The 13807-nt window shown below is 63.9% G+C and carries 15 protein-coding genes and 1 pseudogene; 4 read left to right on the forward strand and 12 right to left on the reverse strand.

Features of this window, described 5'->3' with window-relative positions; translation table 11 throughout:
• Positions 1 to 62: 62 nt before the first annotated feature.
• Entirely contained in the window at positions 63 to 452 is a 390-nt protein-coding gene (locus ABHM97_RS20700) for a hypothetical protein (protein ID WP_253033899.1), read from the reverse strand.
• A 321-nt stretch (positions 453 to 773) separates the two neighbouring features.
• Between ABHM97_RS20700 and ABHM97_RS20705 the strand changes: the two genes are divergently transcribed.
• The gene (locus ABHM97_RS20705) at positions 774 to 1487 is read left to right on the forward strand and encodes a hypothetical protein (RefSeq protein ID WP_253033898.1); all 714 of its coding nucleotides are present in this window, start codon (positions 774 to 776) and stop codon (positions 1485 to 1487) included.
• Positions 1488 to 1575: 88 nt separating this feature from the next.
• Here ABHM97_RS20705 and ABHM97_RS20710 read toward each other — a convergent pair.
• The 5 genes and pseudogenes from ABHM97_RS20710 to ABHM97_RS20730 all read right to left on the reverse strand — a co-directional run bounded on the left by ABHM97_RS20710 (position 1576) and on the right by ABHM97_RS20730 (position 6429).
• Positions 1576 to 1879, reverse strand: a pseudogene (locus ABHM97_RS20710) (DUF4193 domain-containing protein).
• Positions 1880 to 2069: 190 nt separating this feature from the next.
• Positions 2070 to 3110, reverse strand: coding sequence for a PDDEXK nuclease domain-containing protein (locus ABHM97_RS20715; protein ID WP_253033897.1), 1041 nt, complete (start codon positions 3108 to 3110; stop codon positions 2070 to 2072).
• Between the two features lie 59 nt (positions 3111 to 3169).
• The gene (locus ABHM97_RS20720; RefSeq protein ID WP_253033896.1) at positions 3170 to 4366 is read right to left on the reverse strand and encodes a hypothetical protein; all 1197 of its coding nucleotides are present in this window, start codon (positions 4364 to 4366) and stop codon (positions 3170 to 3172) included.
• A gap of 29 nt (positions 4367 to 4395) precedes the next feature.
• A complete protein-coding gene (locus ABHM97_RS20725; protein WP_253033895.1) occupies positions 4396 to 6036 on the reverse strand; it encodes a relaxase/mobilization nuclease domain-containing protein in 1641 nt (546 codons plus the stop codon).
• 3 nt (positions 6037 to 6039) lie between these two features.
• On the reverse strand, positions 6040 to 6429 hold the full coding sequence (locus tag ABHM97_RS20730; RefSeq protein WP_253033894.1) for a MobC family plasmid mobilization relaxosome protein: 390 nt from the start codon (positions 6427 to 6429) through the stop codon (positions 6040 to 6042).
• A 427-nt stretch (positions 6430 to 6856) separates the two neighbouring features.
• On the opposite strand from ABHM97_RS20730, the gene ABHM97_RS20735 reads away from it, so the two are divergent.
• Both ABHM97_RS20735 and ABHM97_RS20740 read left to right on the forward strand, forming a co-directional pair.
• A complete protein-coding gene (locus tag ABHM97_RS20735) occupies positions 6857 to 7096 on the forward strand; it encodes a helix-turn-helix transcriptional regulator (protein ID WP_253033893.1) in 240 nt (79 codons plus the stop codon).
• A 9-nt stretch (positions 7097 to 7105) separates the two neighbouring features.
• Positions 7106 to 7426, forward strand: a complete 321-nt coding sequence (locus ABHM97_RS20740; RefSeq protein WP_253033892.1) for a hypothetical protein — start codon at positions 7106 to 7108, stop codon at positions 7424 to 7426.
• A 478-nt stretch (positions 7427 to 7904) separates the two neighbouring features.
• Here the strand turns inward: ABHM97_RS20740 and ABHM97_RS20745 are convergent, their stop codons facing one another.
• Genes ABHM97_RS20745 through ABHM97_RS20760 form a run of 4 tightly spaced genes read right to left on the reverse strand, consistent with a single transcriptional unit; the run spans position 7905 to position 9326 of the window.
• Positions 7905 to 8198: a helix-turn-helix domain-containing protein gene (locus ABHM97_RS20745; protein WP_253033891.1), complete on the reverse strand. Its 294-nt coding sequence runs from the start codon at positions 8196 to 8198 to the stop codon at positions 7905 to 7907.
• A 5-nt stretch (positions 8199 to 8203) separates the two neighbouring features.
• On the reverse strand, positions 8204 to 8461 hold the full coding sequence (locus ABHM97_RS20750) for a ParB family protein (RefSeq protein ID WP_253033890.1): 258 nt from the start codon (positions 8459 to 8461) through the stop codon (positions 8204 to 8206).
• Entirely contained in the window at positions 8454 to 8996 is a 543-nt protein-coding gene (gene ssb / locus ABHM97_RS20755; protein WP_349472059.1) for a single-stranded DNA-binding protein, read from the reverse strand. The genes ABHM97_RS20750 and ssb overlap by 8 nt, the downstream gene beginning before the upstream one ends.
• Before the next feature lie 54 nt (positions 8997 to 9050).
• A complete protein-coding gene (locus ABHM97_RS20760; protein ID WP_253033889.1) occupies positions 9051 to 9326 on the reverse strand; it encodes a glutaredoxin family protein in 276 nt (91 codons plus the stop codon).
• A gap of 97 nt (positions 9327 to 9423) precedes the next feature.
• Between ABHM97_RS20760 and ABHM97_RS20765 the strand changes: the two genes are divergently transcribed.
• On the forward strand, positions 9424 to 10260 hold the full coding sequence (locus ABHM97_RS20765) for an IS5 family transposase (RefSeq protein ID WP_253033888.1): 837 nt from the start codon (positions 9424 to 9426) through the stop codon (positions 10258 to 10260).
• A 754-nt stretch (positions 10261 to 11014) separates the two neighbouring features.
• Here ABHM97_RS20765 and yiaA read toward each other — a convergent pair.
• Together yiaA and ABHM97_RS20775 are read right to left on the reverse strand one after the other, a co-directional pair.
• On the reverse strand, positions 11015 to 11542 hold the full coding sequence (gene yiaA, locus ABHM97_RS20770; protein WP_253033887.1) for an inner membrane protein YiaA: 528 nt from the start codon (positions 11540 to 11542) through the stop codon (positions 11015 to 11017).
• Positions 11543 to 12135: 593 nt separating this feature from the next.
• The gene (locus ABHM97_RS20775; protein WP_253033886.1) at positions 12136 to 13203 is read right to left on the reverse strand and encodes an IS110 family RNA-guided transposase; all 1068 of its coding nucleotides are present in this window, start codon (positions 13201 to 13203) and stop codon (positions 12136 to 12138) included.
• Between the last annotated feature and the right edge of the window lie 604 nt (positions 13204 to 13807).

Genomic DNA, 13807 nt, shown 5'->3' on the forward strand with positions numbered 1-13807 from the left:
TACATTTCTTAGATTGTATTCTTAGATTAATTTATATTTGAATTACTTGAGGTTTATTAAATTTAGTCTTCTTGTCCAGCTACCCACAGATCAACTATCTGATCAGCACGCGACCCCACGCTGTCGTAGAAAATGTCCCCGATATTGGCCTTATCCCCGGAGAACAGAGCCACAACCGCCGTCGCCTGCCCCGGCGGGAACCAGCAAATAACACGAACTGCAATGCCGGCATGAAAGGGGTGAGCGACCCTCCACACCTGATGACGGCCTGATTGCCGCACTTCTTTCAGGCGCAGGGAGTCCTCCGTGGGCGGCTCAGGCAGCCCTCGCAAATAGTCCATCGCCGCAATGGTGTAATCCAAGACAAGCTCGGCCCGCTCGTCTCCTGCGTCAGCCTTCTCTTCCAACCGATCGAGTTGCTCATCGAAACTGTCCGGCCAGAAGAGAATCATGTACTAATTATGGCATGCAGGTCATATTCACTGCAAGCCATAATTACCCCTCCGGAAGCGCGTCGGTCTCCCTGCCATGCTGAAGTTCTCTTCGACGCACCTCGTCAGCGTTAGGATCCTGAAACGCGCAAAGGCGTCAGCTGGCCGCCGAGGCGCCGAGAGTCGCAGCTACTTCTACTCCGGTACTTTGGGTGCCGATAGCCGTCGTTATGTAAGCTAATTTAGTTGAAGGTTCAACTAAACCATTTGCTGTGTCCACCCGCCTCTCCCTGGTCCACAGGAGTAAAGCGTTGCATCGGCGGTCAGGATAGCATCTGCTGCATGGACAAGGAACGCGAGCTGATCATTGCCGGACTGGACGCCGACGCCGATCGCCTGCAGGGCCTGAGCCTGGAAGACCTCGGCTACATTCCGGATCGCCGGAATCTGTCGGACGAGGACCTGGCCGGATTGGATTCCGAAACGCTGGACTGGATGGCCCGTATTCCGGCAGAGGACCGCCGGCGGAGTCTGGGCCGCGCCCGCCTGCTGGCCGGTGCCATCTGGCATGCCTCCGTGATTCTCATCGATGAGCTGTTTCAGGACATCCACACGCTGCAGGAAAAAGAGTCGATCACGCGCGAAGACATCACCGGGACCTGGGTTCTCTCGGGCCTGCCGCCGCAGTACGCGGAAAAGTACAACGGACTCTTTGCCCGGCGTTTCCTGGTCGTAGCCGCTGACATGACCATGAAACTGGCCGCCGGCTGGACGCCGCCGAGCTGCGTGGCCCAGGAGCTGGCCGTACGGTGCCTCCTGGACCAGGTCGAGATCACCGCAGACACCCACGACCTGGACCTTGACCCGGGCTGGCGGGGCATCCTCACCGACAGGATGCTCGAAGACACCGACAGCGACATGCTGTACGACAGATCGCTCGACGGTTTCCAGCACGATGAACGATTGAACCAGCAGCTCCGGCTCGCCCCCATGGCACTGGAGCACTGGTTCGAACCTTTCAACGATGAAAGGCACGTTGCCCCTTACGCCCGCTGATCCGCTCCCCCGGTCGGGATGCCTGGCCTGCGGGCTGTGTCACGCCGTGGAGGCTGCTATTGGTTCCGGGATGGGGAGGGGCTGCGCGTTAGCCTTCACACTCGCTGCAGTACGAGTGGCCGTTCTTTTCGCGCGCGAGCTGGGACCGGTGCCGGACCAGGAAACAGGAGTAACAGGTGAACTCGTCCTCGGCCTGGGGAATCACCTGAACGATCAGTTCCTCGGCGACAAACTCCCCGCCGGGGGGTCATGGCGTCATCCAGGGCGTCGGATTCGTCGAGGTCGCGGACGACGCTGCGGGCATCCGGGGCGTTGGCGGATTGCAGCGCCTCCAGGGAGCGGTCCTGGGATTCCTTGACGTCGGAACGTACTTCGTCGTAATCGGCTGCCACTGCGGTGATTCTCTTTTCTGGTGTTCTTCTCTGACGGAACTGCAACGCACACCATGGCCCCGGTATTCCCCGAGGGGAACCGGCCGGCCGCGCCCGGAGCCCGGCAATTTGTCCTGCCCCCTTGACCGGGGATGCGGACGGACAACGTGCCAAAGCGCCGTCCCCGAAGTACCCATTGCCGCCGCGGTCGTCAGTCTTCCGTGTCCTCGGTCCAGTCCAGGGCCGCGGTGAGCCGGCCGGCGTCGGGCAGTTCATTGCGGACCTCCGCCGGCAGGGCGTCGTAGGTATAGGATGCCACGGCCATGGGCGAGGTGGCCCGTCCCAGGCTGTAGCGGACGGTGTGCTCGTTCTTGCTGCCGCAGATCAGGATGCCGACAGTGTCGGCGTGGGCTTCGCGGCGGAGCCTGTCATCGACCAGGGCAATGTAGAAGTTCAGCTTCCCGGCGTATTCGGGCTGGAACTTGCCGGTCTTCAGCTCGATGACGTAGTAGCGGAGCTGCTCGACGTGGAAAAAGAGCAGGTCGAGGTAGAAGTCGTCGCCTCCGACGTCGAAGTGGACCTGCCGGCCGACGAACGCGAAACCCGGCCCCATTTCCCGCAGGGTGTCGGTGATGCGGTCCATGAGGGCCTGCTCAAGGTCACGTTCGGCGACCTCGCGGGACAGGCCCAGGAATTCGAAGTTGTAGGGGTCTTTGGCGACCTGCTGGGCCAGCTCGGAATCCTGCGCAGCAAGCTGCTGCGCAAAGTTCGATGGCGCGGCCCCGGTGCGTTCCAGGGTCTTGTTCATGATCATGTTCAGCAGCACGTTCCGGGACCAGCCGTACTCCACCGCTGCGGCGGCGTAGGAGTGGGTGGCGGCGGGACCGAGTTTTTTGTCCAGGAGGACCATGATGTGGCCCCAGGGCAATGGCGCAGCAGGCTGCTGCGCAATTGGTCCCTCGGCCCAAGTTCCGGCGAATGTCGTCATGTACTGGATGTTGCGGGCTGAGAGCCCCTTCATATCCGGAAACTCCTTACGAAGGTCCTCGGAGAGACGTCTGATGACCTGGCTCCCCCACCCCTGCTGCTCCTGCTGTACACGCACTGCCTGCCCGATGGACCAGTACAGCTCGATCAGCTGGGTGTTGACGGTCCGCAGTGCCTTGGTGCGTGTGGCCCGGACCCGGTCCTGGAGATCGCCGAGGAGGTCGGAGTAGCCGGTGGGGAGGGCGAGGTCGCGGGCGTCTGTCATGGGTTCGATCCTATCGATCAGACTCAGGCTCGCACGGCAGCTGCTGTGAAGCGGCAGCCCTAGCGGCTGGGACCGCTTTTTGATTTCTGCGCCCCCAGTGTGGCGCCGGAGCTGGTCTTCCGCGCCTTCGCTGGGCCTTTGCCGGGGGCGAGTGCTGCGCTGGGGTGCGTTCCTTCACCCCTGGCGGCTGCGAGCCTGCCCTTCACCTGTTCCTCGCTTGCGGTGCCGGCCAGGGACGCTGCGAAAGCTTGGTGATGGCCGGCGGAGCCATACTCCGCTGCGGCGGCGGTCTCGGCCTTTTCCCTTTGGTCGTTGGCCCGTGCGCTGTCGCCGCCGGTGACACGGTTTTCGAGCTCGCGCCCCATGCCTTCGATGCGGGCAAAGAGTTCGGCTTCGGTGCGGGCATAGCGTTGCTCCAGCGGCTGCTCCTGGGTGCCTGTAAAGCCGCCCTCCGCCAGGAGCTTCGCTTCATGCCAGTCCTTGGCGGCATCCACGAAGGCGGCGTCCTTGAAGTGGTCTTCGCCGGCCCCATTGAAATTCGCTGTGGTTTCTTCCCGCAGCTGGTCGATGGTGGGACCGTTTACACCGTCTTTGCCGATCAGGTACAGGCGTTCCTTCACGGCGGCATCGGCCGCTTCGATGGCTACCGGGGTCCTGGCATCCTGTGCTGCCTGCAACGTCTGGACCATGACCGGGTTGCTCAGATACTCGAAGGGAACGTCGTGCCGTGCGATTTCCGGCGCCAACTTCTCTGCCTTCATCCGGAGTTCTTCGACCTGGGCGGCCGCGATGAGAGCCATGCCCTTCCGGTGTTCGGCGGCCGCGGCGCGTCGGGCCTGCTCTGCGCTGATCGTTTCGATGCCCGATTCAAGGTATGCGGCGTCCGCGCCGACGTCGTGGGTGTCGATGCCGTACCGGGCAAGGACTTCCTGCCGGATTTTTTCCGAGGCTGCCAGGGCGGCCGGGTCGTGGTCCTTCCAGCTTGTCGCTACGGCGTGTGCCGTGGCGATGTCGTTGGGCTGTGCCTTGTCCCACCACTGATCCTTCTCCACCGGTGCCAGCGCCGCGTGGGCCGCGCTGCGTTCAGCGGCGAGGCGTGCCTGCGCTTCGTGCGCCACCTGGGCGTCCTGGTGTTCCTGCTGCCGCTGAGCTTCCTGCCGGCGTCGGGCCAAGGTCTCCGCAACACGTGAGGCGACCAGCAGCGACTGCCGCAGTCCGCCGTCCAGGACGTCATCCATTCCATCTGATTCACTCATGCTGTTCCCCTTGCAGTTGGTGGTGGTCTTTATCGATCGAGGCCCGGCCCTGAGTCGCGTCGGCCGGGCTGGTAGGTCCTGGCCGGCGTTGCCGGCGTGAGCGTCGTCGGCACCGCGGATCCCGGACGGATCGGCACCATGCCGCGCCGGGCAATGTCGATCGCCCGGGGCGGCGCTGCGGCCTCTGCAGAGGGCTGCTGTGCAGCCCCTACTGGTACAGCCTTCGGCATGGTTCCGGTGAACGGGGCCAGCTGGTTCTCCACCACTGAGCGGATGCGCTGCGCTTCGCGCGTCCGGCCGGACTGGGCGTGCATTTCATACACCGCAAAGGCGGTGTTGATCAGCTGCACCATGAGTGCAGTCTGTGCTGCAGTCTTACTCTTGCTCGACGCGGCCATGAACAACATCGCCGTCCCCGCAATGGACGGCAGCGCGACGGGTTTGCCGTGCTGCCGGGGAGCCCGCAGCTGGGCGGTGCGGGACAGTTCAGCGGCGGTGGCGGCCAGCGGCCCGGGCGTTGGCTCCAGCCGGTAAGACCAGGCCGCGAATGCCCCCGATACTTCCCGCGCTGCTTTCGCCCAGGTCGCGTGATCATCCCGCGGAATCGTGCGGAGCTGGTCCGCCAGTGCCGTGGCGTTCCGGGTGTACTGCACCCATGCTTCCGCCGGTGGCGTTGCGTTCTCGGGGCCGGTCCTGGAGACCGTGCGTTTGTTGCGGGCAGCGGCGTTCCATTCCGCCGCGGCCTCCGTTGCCAGATGCGGGGAGTCCGGCCATTCCTCGCGCAGGGCACCGAGCTTCAGGTCTGATGCGAGGGTGCCGCCGCCGAACCAGATCGGCCGCTCACCCTGTTTGGGGCGTTCGGCGACGGAGTACCCGACGATGACGTCCGTGGTGTTCTTCGCGTAGCGGGGCCGGACCAACAATCCGGTGTCACGGGCGCGGCGGACGAACTCCGCCTCGGTCGCCGAGGAGCTGGCGCTGGCGCGGACTTTCCGCGCCAGGGATGACCGGTGCATTTCGCGGTCATCACGGACCGCGGTGGCCTTCTCGGCCCGGTCATAACCACGGGTCGCGTGCACGGAGGAGAGCTCTTCGAGGCCGTACTTCGTTTCCAGTTCCCGGCAGGTCTGCTGCGCCCTTTTGTAGTCACCATGGGTGGAGGCCTTGGTCCCGTCCTCACGGACCAGGGACACGGCAAGGTGAACGTGGTGGTTGCCGTTCTCACTCGTGCCGTGGTTGACCGCAACCCACCGGCACTGCGCTTTCCCGCCGGCCCCGGTGAAGCCCATGGCGTCCACGAAGTCATTGGCGATATCGCCCCACTGCTGGTCCGTCAGGGCACCCTCCTCGGCGCGCAGGCTCAACGAGCAGTGCCACACATCGGCGGCCTTGTACCCGTTCGGTACGCGTTCCTTTCTGACGGGGTCCCAGCGGAAATCCTTCTGCAAGACCTCAACGCCGAAGGCCTTGCGGGGCTGGTCCAAGTGCCTCGCAATCGCGACCGCGTCGTCGCGGTCCAGGACCCCGTCGTCGTACCAGGCCATGATCGCCGCGTCCCCTGCCACCAGGTGCGGGTCGGTGTGGGAGTTCTTCGTCTTATCCGCATCGGTGGAGGCCAGGTACACCAGGAGACCTGACATCCGGGACCCGCGGGTAATGTTCGGCATCATGTCCTACATCAGCCCCTCAATCGTCCGGTCAATCCGCATCGCCACTTCGCGCACATACCCGAGAACTGCGCGTGCGTCCTGCGGGAATTCATCCCCCGCGTTGGCGTGCCGGGCGATCTGGTTCACGTTGTTCGACACTCGCGCCAACAACGTATGGATAGACATCAGTTCAGCCATCACGGCCTTACGCTCCGTCGGCGTCTCCGACCCCTCCGATAAAGCTGCGGTGATAAGCAGGTTCGGGACCGTGACCTTCTCCCGGACAGCACGGGCAACCAGGGCGGCTTCTTCCTCGACGGTGACCCACAAGTCACGGCGCTTCTTGGACCCGGCAGGCTTGTTCTCCCGGCGTCGCTTGGAAATCCGGGAACGCGGCGCACTCTCCTCAGACACGCACTCCCCCATCCCTTAACAGCCCAGCGCAGCGACCCCGAAACCCGGGGACCACACAAGCCAGTGTGCCAAGCAAACAACCACCGGGCCGTGAGCGACACGCCATTTACACCCGTGTAAACGTATAGCTTGCTCCGGACGGGTCGTGGTTTCTGCTTTGCCGCTCCTGTGCGCGGGGTGGGCATGAAAGATGCGGACGCTGCGCGCGGTGCTCGCTGGAAAACGACTGCGTCGTTCCGTTTCGGCTGGTCAGGCTACTGCCCGGTCCTTCCTTGGCAAGTCTGCACCGCCGGCTTTCGCGGCATATCCTCGCTCCGCTCCGGTATTCCACGCTCCGGCGCCTCCGACTGGCCAATTCCCTCACCGGCCCAGTGCTTTCGGGCGTGCCGAAAGGAACTTCGGCTGTGGGCAAGCGAAAGGTACAGTCATGGCTCTCATCTCACCGACCACTGTGAAACGCGAATACGGCATCCCTGTGGCGCGGCTGCGCCGCTGGCGCCGGCACGGCATCGGACCCGAATACTTCCAGCTCACACCGCGCAGCATCGGGTACTACACCGGCGACCTCGCCGACTGGCTGGCGGACCCGGCCAACGCGCACCTGCACGGGCTTCCCGGTCACGGACCCGGCTCCCGGTGCCGCCGGAACGTCCCGGCCGGAAGCTAGGGTTGGACCATGGCAAACCACGACATTGAATCCACCCGCAACCAGGCCCGCGCACTGCTGGACTCCCGCATCGAATCCGTCACCGACCTGGTCACCGCACGCCAGCGCGTGGCCGACCTGACAGAACAACTCACCAACGCCGAACGCCACGCCAACCGCGCCTACGTGCGCGCCACCAAAGACGGCTGGAGCGCCGAGGAACTCAAAAAACTCGGACTCGAACCCGCCGCGGCCGGCCGCCGCCGCAAGGCAGCCGCACGCACCACCGCAGCCACCACCGCCACCCCGCCCCACGGGGACCCCCTGGAAGCTTCCATCGAACAGGGGTAGCAGAAACCGGGACCGTTCCCCGGGGCCCATCACAGCCGTCCCCGTTCCGCCAGAAGACGGGGCCGGCTGTCTCAGCTCCGGACCACACCGCACGCCTCCCAGGACCCCCTGGACGCAGGAATGGCCGCCACGTTTCCGTGACGGCCAGTGCCTGCCCGGGGCTGCCTTTGCGTCCAGTCATCCGGCCCGTCCCGGGGCGTCCCGGGGCGTCCCGGGGTGTGATGCTCAGGCATTGGCAATGGTCGAAGCGGCGCCCGGCATGGCGTCCTTGTCCCGGCCCTCCAGCCCCGGAGGGTGCGCTGCCCGGAGCCGGTCAGTCGAGGTCCGGAGTGGCCGCGGCGGGCGCCTTGATGGCGTCCTGGTTGATACCCAGGTGGCGATCCCTGGACGCTGCTGGTGGGAACATGGCTGGTTAATATCGGCTGTCGGACAAACGCTGCCGGCGGAAGCTTCAGGGAACGGCCGCGCGGTCGTACTTTTAGTCCCCGTCCCCGCCGGGCGCGGCCTCCATGGTGCCGGCGGCGATACGGTCCTGCGTTTCTGTACATGCCCGTTCCAGGTACGCGACGGGGTCCTCGTCACTGACCCGCCACACACGCCGGCCACCGAGCTGTACACCGCGCAGATCCTGGGAGGCCAGCAGCGCGTAAATGGCCGGCATTCCCACGTTCAGGATCTCCTTCCCCCGGGCGGGCGTCAGCATCCGCGGGAACTGTACTCCGGGGCATTCCGGGTCCGGCACAACCGCTGCATCCTCACAGTCACGTGCCATGGCGGTCAGCCCTCAATCCGGTGCAGCAGTTCATCTTTCGTGCGCTGCCCGCGCCGCAGCCCGCCGGCCGGAACCGGCTCCCATGTCCGGCCGCCGTTGTGCTTGCGTTGCAGCCGCTTCACTTCCCGCAGGGTGGCCCGCACGATGAAGTCCGACACGCTCGCATCCCCTTCCAGGTGCCCCGCGGCCAGGAACGCGGCACGGACCTGCCCGGCTTCCTCCCCGGTGAAGTACGGGGTGAAGGCGGCGATCTTTTTAGGCACCGGACACCTCCCGGTCCGTGGTGTTAATCCGGCCGCCCGGGTTTGCGTCCAGACCGAACCAGGGGTCATCATCGGCGTACTCCCGCGCGCTGATGGCGAACCCGTCCGCCGGGTGAATGCCTCCATTTACCGCACTCTCCGGACCCGGGTCCGCACCGGAAGACCCTTCACTTTTAGTGAACCCCCGGGGGACGGCCGCGTAGCGGAGGGACAGGCCGATCTCGTCGACCTCGAGTTCGATCACAGTGCGCTTCTCCCCCGCCTTCGTCTCATACGACCGGGGCTTGAGCCGGCCGGTGGCGACGACGCGGCTGCCCTTGGCCAGGGAGGCGGCGGCGTACTCCGCCGCTTCGCGCCAGACCGTGGCACGCAGGAACAAAGTTTCACCGTCCTCCCACTCTTTGGAGGCCGGGTCGAACATGCCGGGCGTGGAGGCGATGGTGAAGTTCGCGACCGCGGATCCTCCCGGGGTGAAACGCAGTTCGGGGTCGTTGGTGAGGTTGCCGATGACGGTGATGCTGGTTTCGCCTGACATTGGTTTCGTTCCTTCTCTGCTGGTTTCGTTCTGGCGGTTCCGGTGGGGGTTTGTTCAGGCGTCGCGGACGCGGCCGGTGACTGCTTCGATGCTGATGATCTGATCGATCCTGGCCGGGTTCAGGCCGGACCAGTGGTTCTCGGTGCCGTCCTTGTCATAGATGACGACGGGGACCTGGGAGTAGCCGAGCTCTTCGGTGATGTACTCGAAGGCTGCCGGGTTGGTGGTGACATCCACTTCATGGAAGGCAATGCCGGCCTCTGCGAACTTCTGCTTGGTCTTGGTGCAGCCAAAGCATCCGGCGGGCTTGGTGTAGATGGTGAGAGTCATTTTCAGTCCTCGGTTTCGTATCACTCTTAGAACGTGTTGGGAAAGTTGTCGGTCTCTTACCGGTGACTGAACCGGGCGACGGGTCCAGCATTGGAATATGAAGGATGCTTCAACTCCGCGCCCCTATCCTTCGGATCTGACCGATGAACAGTGGGCGCTGATCGCGCCGATGGTCCCGGTCAAGACCGGGGGCCGGCCCGCGGTCCATCCACGCAGGCGGATCGTGGAGGCGATCCTGTACGTGGACCGGACCGGGTGCGCCTGGCGGATGATGCCCCATGACTTTCCGCCCTGGGACACCGTGTACTGGTACTTCAAACGCTGGAACGCAGACGGCACGACCGACCGGATCCACGACGCGCTGCGTGCTGCCGCCCGGGATGCGGCCGGGCGGGACCCGATGGCCTCGGCCGGGATCGTCGACGCCCAGTCGGTCAAGGGCGCCGACACCGTGGGCAAGGGATCGCGCGGGTACGACGCAGGCAAGAAGGTCAACGGCAGGAAGCGGCATGTGGTTGTCGACACCCTCGGCCTGCTGGTCGTCGTGCTGGTCACCGCGGCGAGCCTGCAGGACCGTGACGGCGGGCGCCTGGTCCTGGACAAGGCCCGGATGAAGATGCCCTCGATCGTGTTGGTGTGGGCCGACGGGGGCTACGCCGGCAGGTGTGTGGAATTGGCCCGCCGCCTGCTGCGGATCACCGTGCAGATCGTGAAGAAGCCCGAGGGCCAGCGCACCTTCGAGGTCCTGCCCCGGCGCTGGGTGGTGGAGCGGACCCTGTCCTGGCTGGTCCGCTGCCGCCGCCTGGGCCATGACTACGAACGGCTTCCCGCCCATGCCGAGGCGATGGTCAAGTGGGCCATGATCGGCCTGATGGCCCGGCGGCTGGCCCCGGCCTCCGGACGCCGCCCCTGGCAGCCAGGAACACCAAAATGAGCCCTTTCCCAACACGTTCTCAGTTAGGTTCGGCTGGCTGACTTGCTACTCCAATTCTAACAATCATTCAACTGAATGGATAGCTCTTTTGCCGGTGTTTTAGGGGTTTTTCCGCTGAATTTAGTGCGAATAGCGGGACGTCAGGCCGTCAGCAAAGTGGCGGTAGTGTCAGTTTCAGAAGTCGTCTGCACTGAATGTCAGGAGTCCTCTGCACTAAGCCACTGGGCGGCGGAGTGCCGGGCCGAAGTGACCTTTATGCAGGTGAGTATCGAGCAGAAGCGGCGTTAGTGCAGAGGAGTATCGAGCAGCCAGTGTTCAGAAGTCATCTGCACTACCCCGAAATCACGGGAAGTCAGTGCAGTCAGCTTCTGAAAATGACAGCTGGCGTGGTCATTCCGCAGGTACGTCCTGGCAGCAGACCCCGGGTGCTTTGGAGCCTGCAACGGGGCCTGATCACGAAAGTCCGCTCCGAATGTGGGAAGGGAGGTCGTCATCCCTTCTGAAGAAGACCCTCACGGGGACTCGCCAAGGCGCCGCGCGGCTCTGCACGCGAGAAGGACTTTGGCCGCGGAGGAGGGTCAGCCTTTCGAACTGAATAAGAAAGAGGGACGACCGCAGGTCGTCCCTCTTCTTTGTTGTGCCAGATCAAGCTGGTCCGGCTCCCGGCTTAGGAGGGCGATCTTCTGGGTTGGGCATCATCTTCTCAACAACCCAGCCTGCAAACACACCAGCCTCGATACCTAAAAGCCTCAACTCATTCTGGTCTGCCGAGGATCGGATTGGAGCTAGGGCGATTAGTAGACCCAGGCGGTGCGGCAGGCATGTCCTGACCCGAGAAGAGCTTTCGCTTTGGGTTCTCGGTTTTCTCGACTTCGGCAAACACTGCCATGTCTCGCACGTTTTTCTGAACGGTGATAGCTCCGAAGAGAGACATCAGCATGGCGAGACCGTAGAAGCCCTTCTCAGACAGAAGCATATCCGCATTCCAAAGACCGATGACCAGTAGCGAAAGTGACGCAATAACGGAGAACCATGCCACGCCGTAGTAGATATTCGTGACTGGGATATCCTCAGCTCGATCTCGAATCGTCTTTTGGATCGAGATTACCGCGAACAGTCCGAAGAGTAGGATCGTGAAGTAGTATCCCTTCTCGTTAAGCTCCATGCTCGTTGCGTTCCAAAGACCGATGAGGTAGGACGACACTCCAATGAGCAACGCAACCCAGCTAGCGCCGATGAATGCTCCAGTGGGCTTCTGCGGGACAAGTTTAGATTCAGCCATGTAATTTTCCTTTGGTTGGATCGAGCAGATTACTTATGTCTTCCGGCGTATTCAAGCGTCTGAATCGATGAACACCATTTTTCAATCGGTTTGACTAAACACTAGGCGAAAGAAAGTCCCACCCTCGACGAAGCGTTCTACACGGTGGAGACTGGTTGGCCGGGCGGGTCAGCGCAAGGCATCAGAGTTCCCGAGCCATTGCGCCAGCTTTGGTACGCAACGATCCTTCTCGGTCGGCAAAGTTAGGAACGAAAGCGTCCTGTTGCTGGTCTGCCACGGGGTGTTTCGCTCATCCATTGGAAGGTCGGCGCTGGTTGCCGGGTAGGCCCGCGCTGCGATCGATGCTTCAAACGTCGAGGAGTACGCATGCAGCTGGTAGAGGTCCTCACGGTCGACGCCACGCACGCCGCCGAGTCTCTTGTACTTTGCATGCGAGTCGTTTAGGAGGCGGGCCCCTCTCCGTCGGCATTCCCGAGTAGGGCTCGCGGGACCTCCTGTCGCTCATGGTTGTGTTCCTTCCACGTGGGTGGGGCGGCTTAGGTGACCGGCAGTTCCCTTCTCCCCCGACGCTTCTATGAAGCTTCTATATCTCGTCAACCCCCAATTTTGGAGGTTGGTGCGGTGTTGAGGTGTCGGTAGATGCTACGGGCGAGGTAGCGCTTGAGGATGCGGCGGATCTCACGGTCGGTCTTGCCTTCGGCGCGTCGGCGGTCGACGTAGGCGCGGGTGTCGGGGTCGTGGACCATTCGGACCATCGCGATGACATTCAACGCCCGGTTGAGTTGCCTGTCTCCGCCACGGTTCAGTCGGTGCCGTGTGGTGTTGCCCGAGGATGCGGGGATGGGGTTCACGCCGGCGATCGCGGCGAAGGCGGCCTCGCTGTTGATCCGGCCCGGGTGAGACCACGCGACGAGAGTCCTGGCTGCTGTGACAGGGCCGATACCGGTCTTCTGAAGCAGCCCGGCGGCCGGGCTGGCTTCGACGAGGTCGCTGATGCGCGCCATGTTCTGGTCGAGCTCGGCGTCCAGTTCCAGGACGCGCTTGGCCAGACGGATCGCCTCGGTGCGGGCGGTTGCGGTGGCGAGAGGTTCTTCCCGGGTGCGCCAGCGCGCGGCCTCGGCGATCGTACGGGCGCCGAGGGGCCGGCGGGCGTCAATGCCGAGGTCGGTGATGCGTAACAGGGCGGTGAGCGCGTTCACTGCTCGGGTGCGCTCCCCGGCGAGCTCGTCGCGGGCGGTCAGGAGGATCTGTGTGGCGGCACGCACGCCCTCATCCTGCCGCGGGATCCGCAGTTGATCACTTGGCAGGGACAGCACGGTGGCGGCGATGCGCTGAGCGTCGAGCGGGTCGGACTTGCCGACCCCGCGCCGGCCACCGCTCATGCGGGCGGCCTCGACGACACGGTAGCCGGTGTCGGTGACGTTGCGCGCCAGCTGCGCACCGTAGCTGTTGGCTCCCTCGATCACCCACAGTGCGTCGGCGACACCGCTGGTGCGGCGTCCGGCCCAGGAGATTGCGCGGGCACGGCCCGCCGCAGTGTTCGGGAACGTCTCGGTCCCGAGGTGCTGACCTGCCGCCGTGAGGACTGCGTAGGTGTGAGTTTTGGAGTGGGTATCCACGCCGATGACGAACGGATGAGTATGCGCGACAATGGTGCTCACAGCGTCCGGTTCCTTTCCTTGCACGGGCGATGATCCGGTCGCTGACGACCGGCGCCGACCCGGAAAGGGATCACTTCGGGGCATACCTGTGATGAGCCACGACCCCGCGAGGTCGGGCATGCTTCTGATCAAGCCACTGAGGTGGGCCGGGCAGGCGCCGGTCACCCCGTCGCAGCCGGACAGTTCATAGGCAAGGCACCCGCGGGGGGCCAGTTTTGTCATGAGTCACAACCACGGCGGAGCGACCAACGTCAACCCTGCCAGCCGGTCCCGGACCAGCCAAGTAAAGACTCACAGTCTGTCAAGCGGGTGGAAACGGGTGCGGGCGCGGACCACAATGTTTGCCGGTGAGCGGGGCGGTTTAGGTGATCGGCCAGCGTCTCCTCTCCCTCGTTGTTTTGGCTGCTGGCGAAGCTTGCGGAGCTGTGGCCGACGGAGGCCTGTCTACCCGTAAGGGCAAGGGCGGGAAATTCCCGAAGGAAATCAGCGACGAATTAGGAGGGGCTGGACGGGCCGGAGCGGACACGTACAATCCGTCAGGACAGCAGCCAAAAAACGGTAATACTGGAACAGTCCTTGAGCCGGCGTGACCCAGCCAAAAATT

This window comes from Paenarthrobacter sp. CAP02, assembly GCF_040137855.1.
Taxonomy (GTDB): Bacteria; Actinomycetota; Actinomycetes; order Actinomycetales; family Micrococcaceae; genus Arthrobacter.

What these genes read in the sequence shown, in the direction of transcription:
- ABHM97_RS20700 (WP_253033899.1), bottom strand. Translation starts at nt 452, where the DNA reads ATGATTCTCTTCTGGCCGGACAGTTTCGATGAGCAACTCGATCGGTTG.
- ABHM97_RS20705 (WP_253033898.1), top strand. Translation starts at nt 774, where the DNA reads ATGGACAAGGAACGCGAGCTGATCATTGCCGGACTGGACGCCGACGCC.
- ABHM97_RS20715 (WP_253033897.1), bottom strand. Translation starts at nt 3,110, where the DNA reads ATGACAGACGCCCGCGACCTCGCCCTCCCCACCGGCTACTCCGACCTC.
- ABHM97_RS20720 (WP_253033896.1), bottom strand. Translation starts at nt 4,366, where the DNA reads ATGAGTGAATCAGATGGAATGGATGACGTCCTGGACGGCGGACTGCGG.
- ABHM97_RS20725 (WP_253033895.1), bottom strand. Translation starts at nt 6,036, where the DNA reads ATGATGCCGAACATTACCCGCGGGTCCCGGATGTCAGGTCTCCTGGTG.
- ABHM97_RS20735 (WP_253033893.1), top strand. Translation starts at nt 6,857, where the DNA reads ATGGCTCTCATCTCACCGACCACTGTGAAACGCGAATACGGCATCCCT.
- ABHM97_RS20740 (WP_253033892.1), top strand. Translation starts at nt 7,106, where the DNA reads ATGGCAAACCACGACATTGAATCCACCCGCAACCAGGCCCGCGCACTG.
- ABHM97_RS20745 (WP_253033891.1), bottom strand. Translation starts at nt 8,198, where the DNA reads ATGGCACGTGACTGTGAGGATGCAGCGGTTGTGCCGGACCCGGAATGC.
- ssb (WP_349472059.1), bottom strand. Translation starts at nt 8,996, where the DNA reads ATGTCAGGCGAAACCAGCATCACCGTCATCGGCAACCTCACCAACGAC.
- ABHM97_RS20760 (WP_253033889.1), bottom strand. Translation starts at nt 9,326, where the DNA reads ATGACTCTCACCATCTACACCAAGCCCGCCGGATGCTTTGGCTGCACC.
- ABHM97_RS20765 (WP_253033888.1), top strand. Translation starts at nt 9,424, where the DNA reads ATGAAGGATGCTTCAACTCCGCGCCCCTATCCTTCGGATCTGACCGAT.
- yiaA (WP_253033887.1), bottom strand. Translation starts at nt 11,542, where the DNA reads ATGGCTGAATCTAAACTTGTCCCGCAGAAGCCCACTGGAGCATTCATC.